At 63.6% G+C, this 17,070-nt stretch carries 12 protein-coding genes and 2 rRNA genes; 10 read left to right on the top strand and 4 right to left on the bottom strand.

The window, feature by feature from the left end:
• Positions 1-4 precede the first annotated feature (4 nt).
• Positions 5-814, bottom strand: a complete 810-nt coding sequence (locus ACXAD2_RS25010; protein ID WP_475176603.1) for a DeoR/GlpR family DNA-binding transcription regulator — start codon at positions 812-814, stop codon at positions 5-7.
• A 314-nt stretch (positions 815-1,128) separates the two neighbouring features.
• Between ACXAD2_RS25010 and hisN the strand changes: the two genes are divergently transcribed.
• The 10 genes from hisN to eutC all read left to right on the top strand — a co-directional run bounded on the left by hisN (position 1,129) and on the right by eutC (position 12,584).
• Positions 1,129-1,923 (top strand): histidinol-phosphatase, encoded by a 795-nt coding sequence (hisN, locus tag ACXAD2_RS25005; protein ID WP_475176598.1) that lies wholly within the window; start codon positions 1,129-1,131, stop codon positions 1,921-1,923.
• Positions 1,924-1,961: 38 nt separating this feature from the next.
• On the top strand, positions 1,962-3,536 hold the full coding sequence (locus ACXAD2_RS25000; RefSeq protein ID WP_475176595.1) for an ABC transporter substrate-binding protein: 1,575 nt from the start codon (positions 1,962-1,964) through the stop codon (positions 3,534-3,536).
• A 77-nt stretch (positions 3,537-3,613) separates the two neighbouring features.
• Entirely contained in the window at positions 3,614-4,594 is a 981-nt protein-coding gene (locus tag ACXAD2_RS24995) for an ABC transporter permease (RefSeq protein WP_066109659.1), read from the top strand.
• Complete coding sequence (locus ACXAD2_RS24990) at positions 4,594-5,505, top strand: ABC transporter permease (protein WP_475176592.1); 912 nt, start codon at positions 4,594-4,596, stop codon at positions 5,503-5,505. Before ACXAD2_RS24995 ends, ACXAD2_RS24990 begins: the two co-directional genes overlap by 1 nt.
• Position 5,506: 1 nt before the next feature.
• Positions 5,507-7,339 (top strand): ABC transporter ATP-binding protein, encoded by a 1,833-nt coding sequence (locus ACXAD2_RS24985; protein WP_475176590.1) that lies wholly within the window; start codon positions 5,507-5,509, stop codon positions 7,337-7,339.
• Positions 7,336-8,622 carry an allantoate amidohydrolase gene (locus ACXAD2_RS24980; RefSeq protein ID WP_475176587.1) on the top strand — a complete coding sequence of 429 codons (1,287 nt, stop codon included), beginning with the start codon at positions 7,336-7,338 and terminating at the stop codon, positions 8,620-8,622. Before ACXAD2_RS24985 ends, ACXAD2_RS24980 begins: the two co-directional genes overlap by 4 nt.
• Complete coding sequence (locus tag ACXAD2_RS24975) at positions 8,619-9,545, top strand: phosphotransferase family protein (RefSeq protein ID WP_475176584.1); 927 nt, start codon at positions 8,619-8,621, stop codon at positions 9,543-9,545. The genes ACXAD2_RS24980 and ACXAD2_RS24975 overlap by 4 nt, the downstream gene beginning before the upstream one ends.
• Entirely contained in the window at positions 9,542-10,486 is a 945-nt protein-coding gene (locus ACXAD2_RS24970; protein WP_475176581.1) for a phosphotransferase, read from the top strand. Before ACXAD2_RS24975 ends, ACXAD2_RS24970 begins: the two co-directional genes overlap by 4 nt.
• Positions 10,486-11,865: an ethanolamine ammonia-lyase subunit EutB gene (locus ACXAD2_RS24965; protein WP_475176577.1), complete on the top strand. Its 1,380-nt coding sequence runs from the start codon at positions 10,486-10,488 to the stop codon at positions 11,863-11,865. Before ACXAD2_RS24970 ends, ACXAD2_RS24965 begins: the two co-directional genes overlap by 1 nt.
• Positions 11,862-12,584: an ethanolamine ammonia-lyase subunit EutC gene (gene eutC, locus ACXAD2_RS24960; RefSeq protein WP_475176574.1), complete on the top strand. Its 723-nt coding sequence runs from the start codon at positions 11,862-11,864 to the stop codon at positions 12,582-12,584. The genes ACXAD2_RS24965 and eutC overlap by 4 nt, the downstream gene beginning before the upstream one ends.
• Positions 12,585-12,642: 58 nt before the next feature.
• Here the strand turns inward: eutC and ACXAD2_RS24955 are convergent, their stop codons facing one another.
• The 3 genes from ACXAD2_RS24955 to ACXAD2_RS24945 all read right to left on the bottom strand — a co-directional run bounded on the left by ACXAD2_RS24955 (position 12,643) and on the right by ACXAD2_RS24945 (position 17,065).
• Positions 12,643-13,662, bottom strand: coding sequence for an LLM class flavin-dependent oxidoreductase (locus ACXAD2_RS24955; protein WP_475176571.1), 1,020 nt, complete (start codon positions 13,660-13,662; stop codon positions 12,643-12,645).
• Between the two features lie 284 nt (positions 13,663-13,946).
• Positions 13,947-14,061 (bottom strand): 5S ribosomal RNA (rrf, locus tag ACXAD2_RS24950).
• Between the two features lie 173 nt (positions 14,062-14,234).
• Positions 14,235-17,065, bottom strand: a 23S ribosomal RNA gene (locus tag ACXAD2_RS24945).
• Positions 17,066-17,070: the final 5 nt, after the last annotated feature.

Raw genomic sequence — 17,070 nt, 5'->3', positions numbered from 1 at the left:
ATTCTTACGTCTCCGCCGAACTCCGGCGGCGCGCCAATCGCTGTGCCTCGGCCTCACCCACGGGCACGCGCACGACCTCGCCCGACGGCAGTTCAAACGCGGGGTCTGCCCCCGTATCGGTGATCAGCTGGTCGATCTCGCCGGTGCGGCAGATGGCCACCCGGCTTTCGGTTCCGATCTTCGACGAGACGCAGAGCATCATGCAGCGGCGGGCGCAGCGGATCATCTTGCGCGCCACTTCCGCCTCGTGAAGCTCGTAGTCGGTGGCACCGCGGGACGGATCGATTCCGACGGGCGAGATCACCGCGTAATCCGCAAGGAAGCGGTCAATCTCCGACAGGGTCAGCTCGCCGAAGGTCGCGGGCACATCGCCATGCGGCTTGCCGCCCAGCAGCAGCATGTCGATGCCGCTGCGCGCCGCAAGCACCTGCGCGATCTCGATGGAGTTGGTGATCACCCGCAGGTCGCGGTCCTGCTCAAGCTCATGGGCGAAGGCCAAGGTTGTCGTCCCGGCGTCGATGAAGATCGTCGAGCCCGGCTCGATCAGCGCGGCGGCCCGACGGCCGATGGCGCGCTTGGCTTCGGCGTTTTCGACCAGACGGTCCGAAAATGCGGGCTCGGGCAGGATCACCTTGTCCGAGGTCACCGCGCCGCCGTGCACCCGCACAAGCGTGCCGCGCTGGTCGAGGTCGAGAAGATCGCGGCGGATGGTTTCCCGCGAGACGTCAAAGACCTCGGCGAGGCGGTTGGTCTCGACCTTCCCCTCCTGCGAGAGATACTCGAGAATCTTCGACTGCCGCTCGTGCGACCACATGGCGTTTCCTTTCCATGGGCGCATCTGCCCCCGGCTGGCTTCCCTAAGTTTGACAGGACCTTAGCAAGACGGCCCAGCAAATCCACAAGTATCCTCACGTAATGTGGATTTATGGCCGATTCGTAAATCCACAGTCCATAAATCACAAAATTAGGCGCAATTGCCGCCCATTTATGCGGCATTTTGTGTTTTTACCTGCTGAATCCACAAAAAGAATGTGCACCTTTGCCCGTTTGAATGTGAGCGTGAGGCAACAGCACCGGGCAGATGACCCGCCAGCCAGTCAGCCCGCCGACCAGATTGAAAGAGACTGCATGTTCGACCTTCCTCAGGCCCTCGCCTTCGCCAACGCATCCGCCGACGAAGCAGGCCAACTCGCGCGCAAGCATTTCCGCAAGGCGCTCAGCGTCGAGCACAAGGTCGACGACAGCCCGGTCACCATCGCCGACCGCTCCATCGAGACCATGCTGCGCGCGCGGATTGCCGAGGCCTATCCCGATCACGGCATCTTCGGCGAAGAGCATGGGGTTGAGAACCTAGACCGCAAGCACGTGTGGGTGGTGGATCCGATCGACGGCACCAAGAGCTTTGTCACCGGCCATCCGCTGTTTGGCGGCCTGATGGCGCTGCTAGAGGACGGCGCCCCGAAGCTGGGTCAGATCGACATGCCGGCCATTGGCGAGCGCTGGTGCGGCATCGAAGGCCAGCAGACCACGCTGAACGGTGCCCCTGTGCAGACCAGCGATTGCCGCGAGCTGTCGCAGGCCTTCGCCTATACCACCGACCCGATGCTGTTCACCGGCAGCCGCGCCCCGGCCTTCGAGATGCTGCGCGAGGGCTGCCGCCTGCTGCGCTTCGGCGGCGATTGTTACAACTACGCCCTGCTCGCCTCGGGTCACTGCGATCTGGTGCTGGAATGCGGGCTGGAGCCCTATGACTACCTTCCGGTGGTGCAGGTGATCCGCGGCGCTGGCGGCGTCATCACCGACTGGAACGGCAACCCGCTCGGCACCGGATCGAGCGGCGAGGTGCTGGCCAGCGCCACCCCTGAACTTCACGCGCAAATGCTGGACGAACTGGCCCGCCTGCGTGCGACCGAAGCGGCATAAAGACCGAATAACCAAAGATAATCCAACAGGAGAACGACATGGACAGACGCAACTTCCTGCGCTACGGCGCGATGGCCGGGGCCGCCGCGGGCGCCCTTCGCCTGAACCCTGACTTCCTCTTCAGCTCGGCACATGCGCAAGAGTCCAAGCCGCTTGTGTTCCTGTCGGCAGAGAACATCACCGGCAACTGGGACCCGACCGCGCACACCACCCTCTCGCAAACCAACATTGAGGGCTTTGTCATGGGCTTCCTGACCCGTGCCCCGATGCGCCCGGACAACCCCGACGAGGTGATCTACGAGCTGGCGACTGAGATCAACGAACTCGACGCCCACCGCCTCGAGATCAAACTGCGCGAAGGCGTGACATTCCACGACGGCGAGCCCTTCACCGCCAAGGACGTGAAAGCCACCTTCGAATACGGCGCGCAGCTTGACCGCCCCAAGCAGGTTTATCCCGGCCCGACCGACACGTTCGAAGTCACCACACCCGACGATTACACCGTCGTGGTCGACACCACCAAGGGCGGCTATGGCGCCTCGCTGTTCATCTTCCTTGCCTCCTACCTGCCGATGCTCTCGGCCAAGGATGTCGCCGCTGGACCCAACGGCCCGCTCAGCCAGCGCCTCAACGGCACCGGCCCGTTCAAATTCGTCGAGCAGCGCGGGAACGACACGGTGATGGAAGCCTATGCCGACTATTTCCGCGGCGCGCCCAAGATCCCCGGAGTGACCTTCTCCTTCGTCGGCGACGCCACCACCCGCATGCTGTCGCTGATGAACGGTCAAGCCGATGTCATCGAACGGCTCGAGCCCGAGCAGGTGCAGACGCTGGAAGGCAACGAGGACATCAAGCTTTCGCGCCTCGTCTCGGTCGAGAATAAATACCTGTGGTTCCGCTGCTCCAAGCCGCCGTTCGACAACCCGCTGCTGCGCAAGGCCGCCGCACATGCCATCGACCGCTCGATCATCCTCGAGATCATGGGCACCGCCGGTGAGGCCTCGAGCAACTTCGTCTCGCCCATCAAGTTCGGCTACACCGATCTGGAGAACTACCCCGAATACGATCCCGACGAATGTCAGCGCCTGCTGGCCGAAGCGGGCTATCCGGGCGGCGAGGGGCTGCCGGAGCTGGAGTATATCACCTCCACCGGTTTCTACCCCAAGACCAAGGAATACGGCGAGGTGATCACCGCGCTGCTGCAGGAGCAGGGCTTCCCGGTGACGCTGAACGTGATGGAAGTGGCGGCATGGAACGAGCGCCTCTACGACCGTCCGGGCGGCGGCCCCGGCCATATGGTCGACTGCGGCTGGTCCACCGGCTCGCCCGAACCCGATCTGGTGCTGCGCACGCATTTCCACTCCACCTCGAAGCGGATCTGCGGCATCGAAGACCCCGAGATCGACGCCGCGCTCGACGCCGAGCGCAACGCCTCCTCGCTGGATGAGCGCCGCGAGAGCCTGCAGACCAACCTGATGCCGATGCTGGCCGAGAAGGTGCCCGCGCTGAGCCTGTTCACCTCGGTGCTGATCCACGGCATGCGCGCGGATGTGGAAGACCTTTTCATCTATCCCGACGGCATGTCGGACGCGTCGGAAACCACCCTCTCCTGATCCTGTCAGGCACGTGACGGCCGGAGCCTTCGGGCTCCGGCCCCTCCTCCCAACAAGACACCCGACAGGAGCTGCCGATGTTCATCGCAAGATTCCTCGCCCGACGGCTCGCACAGGGGGCGCTGATCGTCTTCCTCGTCTCCGCCCTGATCTTCACCCTGCTGCGCGTGGTGCCGGGCGATCCCGTGCGCCTGATGGCTGGCGGCATGGCCCCCGAGGCGCTGATCGAGGAGATCGCCACGAACATGGGTCTGCGCGATCCCATCTACGTGCAGTTCGGCCGCTATGTCGGCGGCATCCTTCACGGCGACCTTGGTCAAAGCTTCGTGCGCCCGGCCAATGGCGCGGCGGTCGGCGGGGCCAGCTTCAACGACAGCACCCGCAGCGAGCGGGCCGAGGTCTGGTCGCTGATCGCCGAGACCGCCCCGATGACGCTGCAGCTTGCGCTTCTGGCCATGGTCTTTGCGCTGATCATCGCCATTCCCATCGGGGTCTGGGGCGGGCTCAGGCCGGGGCGCTTCCCCGACCGGCTGGCGCTCTACACCTCATCCCTCTTCGTCAGCCTGCCGAACTTCTGGCTTGGCATCGTGCTGGCGCTGCTGCTGTCGGTAAAGCTGCAACTGGTTCCCGCCATCGGCTACAACGGCTTTGCCTATACCATCCTGCCCGCCTTCGTTCTGGCGATCGAGATCGCGCCCTTCATCATCCGCACGCTGACCGTTTCCGTGGCGGGCGTCATGGGGCAGTCGTTCATCGACATCGCGGCGGTGCGCGGACTGACGCGAAACCAGATCATCTTTCGCCACGCGCTGAAAAACTCCTCGGTGCCGCTGCTGAACCTACTTGGCGTGCAGTTCTCGATGTTGCTCGGCGGGGTTCTCGTGATCGAATTCATCTTCGACTACCCGGGGCTCGGCCTGCTGACGATCAACGCGGTGATGCAGCGTGACTTCCCGCTGATCCAAGGCATCGCCATCGTCACCGCCGCCGCATTCGTCCTGATCAACATCGTCGTCGATCTCTGCGCGACGGCCATCGACCCGAGACTGGAATACTGATGAGCTCCATCGACATCTCCCCCGAGGCGCTGCCCGCCCCCAAGGGCCGCAGAATCTCTGCCCGCATCTGGTCAGAGGCCTTCTCCTCCATCGAGTTCCGCATCGGGCTGGCCGTCTTCCTCGTGCTGCTTGCGGCGGCGATCCTTTACCCGTGGCTGTCGGGCATCGACCCGACCAAGATGAACATCCGCGCCAAGCTCAGCCCGCCCGTTTTCATGGGCGAAGGCTGGAGCTGGGCAAACCCACTGGGCACCGACCAGCTGGGCCGCGACATGCTGGCCCGCTCGCTGGTCGGGCTGCGCTATTCGCTGCTGATCGGCATCTCGACCACCGTTCTGATGCTGGCCGTGGGCGCGCTGGTGGGGCTTTTCTCGGGCTACTTCGGCGGCAAGACCGACACCGTGCTCATGCGCCTCACCGACGCGCAGCTGTCGATCCCGATGATCATCCTCGCGATCACCATCCTCGGCGTCTCGCGCCCCACGATCCCGTCGATCATCCTCGTGCTGGGGCTGGCGGGCTGGCCGGTCTACGCCCGGGTCATGCGCTCGACCGTGATGTCAGAGCGCAAGAAGGAATTCGTGCGCGGCGCCATGGTGCTGGGGGCGACGGACTGGCGCATCATGTTCACCCTGCTGCTGCCTCTGGTGCTGCCGCCCGTGGCCTTCGTCGCGGTGCTGGATATCGCGCGCATGATGATCTTTGAATCGGTGCTGGGCTTTCTCGGCCTCGGCGTGCAGCCGCCCACCCCCACCTTCGGCAACATCATCGCCGACGGGCGCAAATACCTGATGAACGCGTGGTGGATCGCCACCATGCCCGGTGTCTTCCTCGTGCTGACGCTGACCTCGGTCAACCTGATGGGCGCCGCTCTGGAACGGGCACGCAACAAGATCTACGGAGGCGCCTGAGATGTCGCTCGACATGGCACAGACCCAATCTCTTCTTTCGGTGCGCAACCTGAGCGTCGTGGTCGAAGGGCAAGGCGCAGACCGCACCGTTCTGGATGGCGTCAGCTTCGATCTTGCACCGCGCCGCATCCTGTCGGTCATCGGCGAAAGCGGCTCGGGCAAGACCGTGCTGGCCCGCGCGCTGGCAAGCTGGCTCTCGGCCCCGCTCAAGATCACCTCGGGCGAGATCCTTTTCGAGGGCCGCGATCTGATCCGCGACCCGTCCCATGCCCGCAGCCTTGCGGGGCGCGAGATCGCCTATGTCGGCGGCAACCCCGCTGGCGCGCTCGACCCGACGATGACCGTGGGCGCGCAGCTGGTCGAAAAGCTGCGCGCGGTGCGGCCCGACATCTCGTCGCGCGACGCGCAGGAAAAAGCCATCCGCCTGCTGGAGGCGGTGAAAATCCCCGCCGCCGAACGGCGCTTTCACGAGTATCCCTTCCAGTACTCGGGCGGCATGATGCAGCGCGCGATGATCGTCGATGCGCTGATCTCGGACCCGGCGCTGCTGATCGCCGACAACATCACCCAGCCGCTCGACGTGACGGTGGCGGCGCAGATCCTCAAGCTGATGCGCGAGCTGAACGAGGATTTCTCGACCGCGGTTTTGTTCATCTGCTCCTCGCTGCCCGTCGCCTGCGACGCGGCGGACGAGGTGATGGTGCTGCACGCGGGCCGGGTTGTCGAACGGCAGGCGCCGCAGGCGCTGGTCAGCGGGCCCGAGCACAATTACACCCGCGGGCTGATCGAAGAGCTGCCGACGCTCTGGGCCGAGGGGCGCAAAGAGGTTTCGCGCCCGCAGGACCGCGACCAGCAGGCGATCATGTCGGTGCGCGGCGTCGCCAAGCACTATGAGACCCGCAGCAAAAGCGGCAAGGCGCTGGTGCAGGCGGTGCGCAACGTCGAGTTCGACGTCTTTCCCGGCGACAACTTCGGCATCGTTGGCAAGTCCGGCTGCGGCAAATCCTCTCTGATGCGGCTGCTGACCGGGCTTGAACGTCCCGACGCAGGCTCGATCTTCTTCGAAGACGAGAACGTCGGTCAGGCCAGTCCCAAGCGCCTGCGCGAGTTGCGCCGCAAGTTCCAGCTGGTGCTGCAGGATCCCTATGGCTCGCTGCCGCCGCAAAGCTCCATTGGCGCCATCCTCGAAGAGCCGCTGAAGATCCACAAGCTTGGCAATCGCGCCGAGCGCCGCGACCGCGCGCGCGCCGCCATGAGTGAGGTCGGCCTGCACGAAAGCCTTTACGACAGCCTGCCCACGGGCCTCTCGGCCGGTCAGCGTCAACGGCTCAACGTCGCCCGCGCCATGGTTCTGGAGCCGCGCCTTCTGATCATGGACGAGACGCTTTCGGCGCTCGACCAGACCGAGCAGGGCAAACTGCTCAACCTCTTCGAGCGGCTGCAGGCGCAGCACGGGTTCACCTATATCTTCATCTCGCACGATCTGACCATGGTGCGGCAGGTCTGCTCGCGGATCGCGGTGATGTATCTGGGCGAAACCGTGGAAGTCGCGCCCAACGAACGGCTGTTCTTCGATCCCGGCCACCCCTACAGCCGCGCGCTTCTGTCGGCGGCGCCGACGCTCGAAGAGCGGCGCTATCGGCCCGAGGATTGCCTCATGGAGGGCGAGCCGCCCTCGCCCATCAACCTGCCTCAGGGCTGCGCCTTTGCCGGTCGCTGCCCGCATGCCTTTGACCGCTGCCGGGTCGAGAACCCGCGCCTCACCTCACGCGGCAATCAGGCGCTCGCCGCCTGCTTCCTGAATGAAGACCACCCCCAAGGAGAGCCCCAATGACCGAAACGCTGGATCTTGCCCGGATCGACGCGGCGCTGCTGCAAGCGTTGATGGAGAAACAGGCCGAGTTCGGCAGCACCGGGGACGGCGGCATCGACCGCCCCGTTCTCACCGACAACCACAAGGCCGCCCGCGACTGGTTCCGGGCGGAGCTTGCGGAGCGGGGCTATGACGTGCTGGTCGACAACATCGGCAACCTCTTTGGCCGGATCGATCTGGCGGGCCCCGATGCGCCGCTGGTGATGATCGGCTCGCATCTCGACAGCCAGCCGCGCGGGGGCCGCTTCGATGGCGCGTATGGCGTTGTCGCCGCATTGGCCGCGATCGAGACATGGCGCAACGAGGCGAAGGCACGGGGCGAGACCCCCAGCTGCAACTATGTGATCGCCGACTGGATGAACGAGGAAGGGGCGCGCTTCCAGCCCTCGCTGCTGGGCTCTTCGGTGTTTGCGGGTGGGCTGACCCGCGAGTTCGCCCTCGCCCGCACCGACCGCGATGGGCTCAGCGTCGAGGCGGAACTGAACCGCACCGGCTACATGGGCAGCGATCCCGCCCCGCAGCCCGACATCTACCTCGAGATCCACATCGAAGGGGACGACAAGATGGAGAAGGCTGGCGCGCGGATCGCGCCCTTCGTCCGTCACTGGGGCGCCCTCAAGGTGCGGATCGAGGTCACCGGCGAGCAAAACCACACCGGCCCGACCCCGATGGAAGACCGTCACGACGCGGTGCTTGGCGCCGCTTACATCATCGCCAAGGTGCGCGAGCTGGCCGACACCGCCAGCGACACGCTGTTCACCTCGGTGGCGCGGGTCGATATCTCGCCCAACTCGCCCAATATCGTGCCGGGCAAGGCCATTCTCTTTGCCGAATTGCGCGCGCCCGAGCCTGCGATGCTGGAATGGTCCGAAGCCGAACTGCGCGCCGCACTGCCGGCTCTGGCCGAAAAGGCCGCCGTTTCGGCACAGATCGTCTCGGTCGACCGCCGCCCTGCGGGCCGCTTCGATGCACGGCTGGTGGCACTGGCCGAAAGCGCGGCGGATGACTTCGGCTATCCGCGCATCGCCATCGACACCATCGGCGGCCATGACGCGGTGGCGGTGAACGCGATCCTGCCGTCGATCGTGGTCGCGGTGCCCTCGGTCAATGGCGTCATTCACCGCAATGACGAATACACCTCGCCCGAGGACCTCAACGCGGGCGGCGATGTGCTGGTCGAGATGATCCGCCGCATCGACCGCGCGGGCGGCAACCTCGACAAGGCCGCAGGAGCCAGCGCATGAGCCAGCTCGTCACCGATGACATGATGGCCGAGACGCTGGCGGCGGCGGGGCTCGATCCCGCTGCGGCGACGCCCGGCCCGGCGGCACTGGCCTCGCCCAGCTACAAGGCGCTGGAGAGCCGGTCGGCTCTGGCGGGCGGGACCTTCGTCAAACGTATGCACCCCGAGATGATGCATTGGTTCGACCTGCCCGCTGCCATCGCCGGGGCCCGCGCCGCGGGTGACACCGGGGCCGGGCCAAAGGTGCTCTGGTCCGACGAGGCCACTGGCGCCATTGCCATGACCGCCTGCGCCGAAGGCTGGGTCACCGCGCGCCAGCACCACCTGCAGGATGCGCAGACCGTGGGCACCATCATGGCCGCGCTGCGCAAGCTGCACGCCGGTCCCGCGCTGCCGTGCCGCTTCGATCCCTTTGCCGAGATTGACCGGGTGATTGAGGCCCATGGCGCGCAGGGCATCGCCTTGCCCGATGACATCCTGTGGCTGCGCCGTCTCGTGGCGCAGGCCGAGTCGCTGCTTGATGGCGCGCTCGCGCCCTGCCGCAATGACGGCGCGTCGTCCAATATCCTGATCGGCCCCGACGGCGAGGCGCTGCTGGTGGACTACGACCGCGCCGGGATGAACGACCCGCTCTATGACGTCGGCTGTCTGCTGGCCGAGATGACCGACATCGAGACCGACATGGAAGCCGCCTACACCGCCTATGCCGGCAGTTTCGACGCCGCTGGCTTTGCGCGCGCACGGCTGTGGTCGCATGTGGACGATCTGCTGCATGCGCTTTGGGCGCGGCTGATGTCGCACCTGTCGGAGCGCGGCGCGGTGGAATGGCTGAAATACGGGGAATGGCGGCTGCTGCGGCTGCGCATGATGCTGCGCCATCCCTCTTTCGAAGAGAAGATCCGCATCACGGGAGAGGCCGCATGATGATGAAACCTCTCGGCAGCGCCGCGCATGCCATGGAAGAGACCATCGAGACAGTGATCCGCGATGCGCCGCTGTTCGAAGGCGGGCGCGATATGGTCTATGGCCCGGTTTCGGGCGGCATCTCGAACGAGAACTGGCGGGTGAAGCGCAAGGACGGCAGCGGCGATTGGTTCGTCAAAGTGCCCGGCAATGGCACCGAGATGTTCATCGATCGCGACGCCGCCATGGACGCCTCGCGCAAGGCCGCTGCGGCGGGACTGGGGCCGCGGGTGCATGATGACCTCGCGCACCGGGGCGTCGAGATCAACGACTTCCTGCCCGACCGCCGCGCCTCGACCCACAGCGATTTCGCCGACATCGAAAAATGCCGCGCCGCCATCGCCGCCTATCGCACGATGCATGGGCTTCCGGCGCTCGGGCTGACCAAGACCGTCTTTGACATGATCGAAGAACACGCCCAGCAGGTCGCCGAGCTTGGCGGGCGCAAGTATCGCGAGGACGCCTGGCTGCGGCTCAACACCCAATTGGCGCGCGAGGCGATCGATGCCTCGGGCGTCGACCTCGTCGCCTCGTTCAACGATCCGATGCCGGGCAATTTCATGATCGGCGAGGATGGCTCGATCATGTTGATCGACTATGAATACGCCTCGATGAACGACCGCTGCTATGATCTGGGGATCTGGTTCGGCGAGATGTTCTTTACCCCCGAGCGCGAGCTGGAACTTATCGAGGCCTATTTCGGCGAGGTCCGCCCCGAGATCGTCAGCCGCGTCACCGTGCACAAGGCTCTGGCCGATGTGAAATGGTCGCTGTGGTCGATGGTGCAACTCGAGGTGTCGCGGCTCGACTTCGATTTCCACAAATACGGCATGTGGAAGAAGATGCGCGCCCGTTCGATCATGGAAGCGCCCGACTGGGCTACTCACCTGCGGAGATTGTAATGCCGACCTATCGTGCCACCGCGCGCGGCGAACAGTTCGTGTTCCGCTCGCTTGCGCATCTTCTGAGCGCCGCCACGCCCGAGAAATCCGGCGACCAACTGGCGGGCATCGCCGCAAGCTCGGCGCTTGAGCGCGTGGCCGCGCGCCGCGCCCTGCTCGACCTGCCGCTGAAGACCTTCCTCACCGAAGCGGTTGTGCCCTATGAGGCCGACGAGGTGACGCGGCTGATCATCGACAGCCATGACGCAGCGGCCTTTGCGCCTTTCGCGTCGATGACCGTCGGCGATCTGCGCGATTGGCTGCTCTCACCAGCGGCGCATACCGCCGCGCTCAGCGCCGCCGCGCCGGGGTTCACCCCCGAGATGATCGCCGCTGTCAGCAAGCTGATGCGCAATCAGGACCTGATCCGCGTTGCGCGCAAGACCGAGGTGATCACCGCCTTTCGCACCACGCTGGGCAAACGCGGCACCCTGTCGACCCGGCTGCAGCCCAACCACCCCGCCGATGACCCGCGCGGCATTGCCGTGGCCATGCTCGACGGTCTGTTCTTCGGCGCGGGCGACGCGGTGATCGGGATCAACCCCGCCTCCGACAATATCGGCAACTGCCACGACCTTCTGGTCGCGCTCGACGACATCCGCACCCGCTTTGACATGCCCGCGCAGTCCTGCGTGCTGACCCATGTGACCAATGCGCTCGACCTGCTCGACGCCGGGGCGCCGGTCGATCTGATCTTCCAGTCGATCGCGGGCACGCAGGCGGCGAACGACGGCTTTGGGGTTACGCTCGATGTGCTGCGCGAGGCCAATGACGCCGGACGCGCCGCCGGGCGCGGCACGGTGGGTCAGAACACCATGTATTTCGAAACCGGACAGGGTGCCGCGCTGTCGGCCGATGGCCACCACGGCGTCGATCAGCAGACGCTCGAGGCCCGCGCCTATGGCGTCGCCCGCGCCTTCGAGCCGATGATTGTCAACACGGTGGTCGGCTTCATCGGGCCGGAATATCTCTATGACGGCAAGCAGATCATCCGCGCCGGGCTGGAGGATCACTTCTGCGGCAAGCTGCTCGGCCTGCCGATGGGCGTCGACGCGTGCTACACCAACCATGTGCAGGCCGATCAGGATGACATGGACGTGCTGGCCACGCTGCTCGTCGCGGCGGGCGTCACCTTCCTGATCACCGTGCCGGGCGCCGATGACGCAATGCTCGGATACCAGAGCCTTGGCTTCGAAGACATCGCCTATCTGCGCGAAATATCCGGCCTGACACCCGCGCCCGAGTTTGACGCGTGGCTCAAGACAGCGGGACTTGGCGGTCAGCGCGGCGCGCTGCCGGACCCCGACATGATCCTGCGCAACATGGGACTGGTGGCATGAGCGATATCAGCAGCAAACTGGCCCAGCTTGGCCGCATGACCCCCTCTCGCGTGCGGCTCGACGCCAGCGCGAGCCCGCTGCCGCTGTCGCGGCTGCTGGCCTTTCAAGAGGACCATGCCGCCGCCAAGGACGCCATCTTTGAGACGCCCGATTGGGACGGCCTGCGCCGCGAGTTGCGCCCGCTGGCGCAGGTCTCCAGCCGGGCCCGGAGCCGCGCGGACTACCTCAAGCGCCCGGACCTCGGGCGCCAACTCGCGCCGGGCACCGAGCTTCCGCTCATCGAGCCGGATCTGGCGATCGTGATTGCCGATGGCCTGTCGCCGCCTGCCGTCACCGCCCATGCCGCAGCGGTCGTCCGGCACCTGCGCGCGCTTTTGCCCGATCTCACCGAGGCTCCCGTCTGCTTTGCCGAGCAGGCGCGGGTGGCGCTTGGCGACCAGATCGCCGAGCGGCTTGGCGCGCAAATGGTGCTTGTGCTGATCGGCGAGCGTCCTGGGCTCACGGTCTCGCACAGCCTTGGCGCCTATCTCACTTGGGCACCGCGCAGCGGCACCCGCGACAGCGCGCGAAACTGCGTGTCGAACATCCATACCTCCGGCGGCCTGACGCCGCCGCGCGCCGCCGAACGCCTGGCCTGGCTGATCACCGAGGCGCGGCGGCTGTCCACCACCGGCATTGGCCTCAAGGACCGCAGCGGCGAGCTGACCATCGTTTCCTGAGACACCCCTGAGGGGCAAAAAAATGCCCGGCCACAAGGCCGGGCATGGTCCTTATCGCTCAGCGCCAGCCAAGAGAGGGTGCCACATGGCTGAGGATGCTCTCGATCACATGGGTGTTGTAATCGACCCCCAGCGAGTTCGGCACCGTCAGCAGCAGCGTATCGGCCTCGGCAATCGCCTCGTCGCCTTTCAGTTGCTCGATCAGCCGGTCGGGCTCGTCGGCATAGGAACGCCCGAAGATCGAGCGCTGCTGTTCGATGAAGCCCACGGAGTTGTCCCCCTTGCCGCCATTGCCGAAATACATCCGGTCCTGATCGTTCATCAGAGCAAAGATCGAGCGGCTTACCGACACCCGGGGTTTCCGGCTGTGCCCCGCCGCTTTCCAAGCCTCACGATAGGCGCGGATCTGCCTGGCCTGCTGGATGTGGAAGGGCTCGCCGGTCTCATCGTCCTTGAGCGTCGAGCTTTGCAGGTTCATGCCCAGCATGGCGGCCCATTCGGCGGTCTTGTTCGACCCGGCGCCCCACCAGATGCGGTCCTTCAGCCCCTCCGAGAAGGGCTCGATCCGCAGCTTTCCCGGCGGGTTGGGGAACATCGGGCGCGGGTTCGGCTCGGCAAAGCCCTGCCCCTCGAGCATCTGCAGGAAGACCTGCGCGTGACGGCGCCCCATGTCCGCGTCGGTCTCATCCTCAGCGGGGGCATAGCCAAAGTAGCGCCAGCCGTCGATCACCTGCTCGGGGCTGCCGCGGCTGATCCCCAGCTGCAGGCGGCCCTGGCTGATCAGATCGGCAGCGCCGGCATCCTCGGCCATATAAAGCGGGTTCTCATAGCGCATGTCGATGACGCCGGTGCCAATCTCGATCTTCGAGGTCCGCGCCCCGACCGCCGCGAGCAGCGGAAAGGGGCTGGCGTGCTGGCGCGCGAAGTGATGCACCCGATAGTAGGCCCCATCGAGCCCAAGCTCTTCTGCCGCCACCGCAAGCTCGATGGCCTGCAGCAAAGCGTCAGAGGCTGTGCGCGTGGCCGACCCGCGCTGCGGCGACCAATGGCCGAAAGACAAAAAGCCGATGTTTTTCATAGCGATACTCCTCGGGCTGCGAGCCCGGGGCGATGACCCCGGCGTCGATCCCGCTTGGAGCATAGCTAGTCATTCCACCCCAACCCCCGCAAGCGGCGGCGCTGTTTGCCACGGCGCAGCCTCTGTGCATGGGCGTTCGCGGGCAGTGGATATCGCCCGCACAAACACGCATAGCGCGACCTAGGTGGGTCGCGTGGCGGGCACTTGGCGCTGCAGGATAGGAATGTGTGGCTGAGGATCGTTTTGAGAGATACGTTTTGTTTGGTGTTTGTGGGTTTTACTAGGTTTGGCGGTGACCTACTCTCCCACGTCTTGAGACGCAGTACCATTGGCGCGGCAGCACTTAACGGCCGGGTTCGGAATGGAGCCGGGTGTTTTGCTTGCGCTATGACCACCAAACCAAGAAAAACCCACAACGTCGCGCGCAGCGCGGCGGGTCGGCGGAAGCGACCTGCGGTAGCAGGTTGCGGGCCGACACCCCCGGAATGCTGGGAGCGACAGATACCAAGTCAAGTATTGTGTAGGGGTTGTATGCTTCGATTGATCTTGGAACAGCCTTGCTGTTCCTGGATCGGATCAAGCCTATCGGGCCATTAGTACCGGTCAGCTGAATGCATTGCTGCACTTACACCTCCGGCCTATCGACGTGGTGGTCTTCCACGGCCCTCAGGGATACCTTGTTTTGAGGGGGGCTTCCCGCTTAGATGCCTTCAGCGGTTATCCTGTCCGATCATAGCTACCCAGCACTGCCGTTGGCACGACAACTGGTCCACCAGTGGATCGTTCACCCCGGTCCTCTCGTACTAGGGGCAACTCCTCTCAAGTATCCTACACCCACGGCAGATAGGGACCGAACTGTCTCACGACGTTCTAAACCCAGCTCACGTACCTCTTTAAATGGCGAACAGCCATACCCTTGGGACCTGCTCCAGCCCCAGGATGAGATGAGCCGACATCGAGGTGCCAAACACTGCCGTCGATATGGACTCTTGGGCAGTATCAGCCTGTTATCCCCGGCGTACCTTTTATCCGTTGAGCGATGGCCCTCCCACTTGGGACCACCGGATCACTATGGCCGTCTTTCAACTCTGCTCGACTTGTCAGTCTTGCAGTCAGGCTGGCTTCTGCCATTGCACTCAACGAGCGATTTCCGACCGCTCTGAGCCAACCTTCGCGCGCCTCCGTTACGCTTTAGGAGGCGACCGCCCCAGTCAAACTACCCGCCACACAGGGTCCCGGAACCCGATAAGGGATCGCGGTTAGACATCAAGCAATGCAAGGGTGGTATCTCAAGGGAGGCTCCACGGACACTGGCGTGTCCGCTTCGAAGCCTACCACCTATCCTGCACATGCATGGCCTGATGCCAGTGTGAAGCTGTAGTAAAGGTGCACGGGGTCTTTCCGTCTAACCGCGGGAAGCCTGCATCTTGACAGGCAATTCAATTTCGCTGAGTCGATGTTGGAGACAGCGGGGAAGTCGTTACGCCATTCGTGCAGGTCGGAACTTACCCGACAAGGAATTTCGCTACCTTAGGACCGTTATAGTTACGGCCGCCGTTTACCTGGGCTTCAATTCAGAGCTCTCACCCCTCCTTTTAACCTTCAGGCACCGGGCAGGCGTCAGACCCTATACGTCGTCTTGCGACTTCGCAGAGCCCTGTGTTTTTAGTAAACAGTCGCCACCCCCTGGTTTGTGCCCCCAGCCAAAACTTGCGTTGAAACTGGGCCTCCTTCTCGCGAACTTACGGAGGTATTTTGCCGAGTTCCTTCAACATCGTTCTCTCAAGCGCCTTGGTATTCTCTACCAGTCCACCTGTGTCGGTTTAGGGTACGGTCTTAAAGTGGGGCTATTTCCAGGAACCGCTCAGCCGCCCTTCCAATCCGATAAGGAAGAACGACCTCTGCAATCCGTCACCACCACATGGCCCAGGAATATTGACCTGGTTCCCATCGACTACGCCTTTCGGCCTCGCCTTAGGGGCCGGCTTACCCTGCTCAGATTAGCTTTAAGCAGGAACCCTTGGACTTTCGGCGAGAGTGTCTCTCACACTCTTTGTCGCTACTCATGTCATCATTCTCGCTAGTGATCTCTCCACCGGATGCCTTACAGCCCGGCTTCACAGAAAGGACTTGCTCCTCCATTACATCCCGAAGGATGCAGAAGAGGAGTAGTCCTATGTCACACTACGCTCCGCTACCATGCGCTATGCGCATCCTCGGCTTCGGCTCATGGCTTGAGCCCCGTTACATCTTCGCCGCAGGACAACTTAATTAGACCAGTGAGCTGTTACGCTATCTTTAAAGGATGGCTGCTTCTAAGCCAACCTCCTGGTTGTTTTGGTCGTCCCACCTGCTTTCCCACTTAGCCATGAATTGGGGGCCTTAGCCGGAGGTCAGGGTTGTTTCCCTCTCCACTACGGGCGTTAGCACCCGCAGTGTGTCTGCCATCTAGTACTCCCTGGTATTCGGAGTTTGGTTAGGATCAGTAAGCCTGTGGGGCCCCATTACCCATCCAGTGCTCTACCCCCAGGGGTATTCGGATGACGCTCTACCTAAATAGATTTCGCGGAGAACCAGCTATCTCCGAGTTTGATTGGCCTTTCACCCCTAGGCACAACTCATCCCGACCTTTTTCAACAGGTGTGGGTTCGGACCTCCAGTTAGTGTTACCTAACCTTCATCCTGGTCATGCCTAGATCACTCGGTTTCGGGTCTGATCCATCTAACTCGACGCCCTATTAAGACTCGCTTTCGCTGCGCCTACACCTAACGGCTTAAGCTTGCTAGATAGACCAAGTCGATGACCCATTATACAAAAGGTACGCCGTCAGCTCTCGAGGAGCCTCCGACTGATTGTAGGCGTTCGGTTTCAGGTACTGTTTCACTCCCCTCGTCGGGGTGCTTTTCACCTTTCCCTCACGGTACTGGTTCGCTATCGGTCAGTAAGGAGTACTTAGCCTTCGGGGGTGGTCCCCCGATCTTCAGACAGGATTTCACGTGTCCCGCCCTACTTAATACGTTCCATCGAGCTTCACATACGGGACTGTCACCCGCTGTGGTTGGCCTTTCCAGACCATTCTGTTCACTCTCAGGACTCGGCTGGTCCCCGTTCGCTCGCCGCTACTAGGGGAGTCTCTATTGATGTCCTTTCCTCCGGGTACTTAGATGTTTCAGTTCCCCGGGTTTGCTCTTAAAACCCTATGTGTTCAGGTTAAAAGTACCTGTTTAAGCACGTTATAAATTACCGAAGGTAATTATAACGAACTTTCAGGTGGGTTGCCCCATTCGGAAATTCCTGGATCAAAGCTTATTCTCAGCTCCCCAGGACTTATCGCAGAGTATCACGTCCTTCATCGCCTCTTACTGCCAAGGCATCCACCAAACGCCCTTCTCGCGCTTGATCCGATC

The organism is Salipiger sp. ABN3_019, from assembly GCF_056158605.1.
The sequence above is the reverse complement of the archived record's forward strand: the minus strand, read 5'-3'. Positions and strand labels throughout refer to the sequence as shown.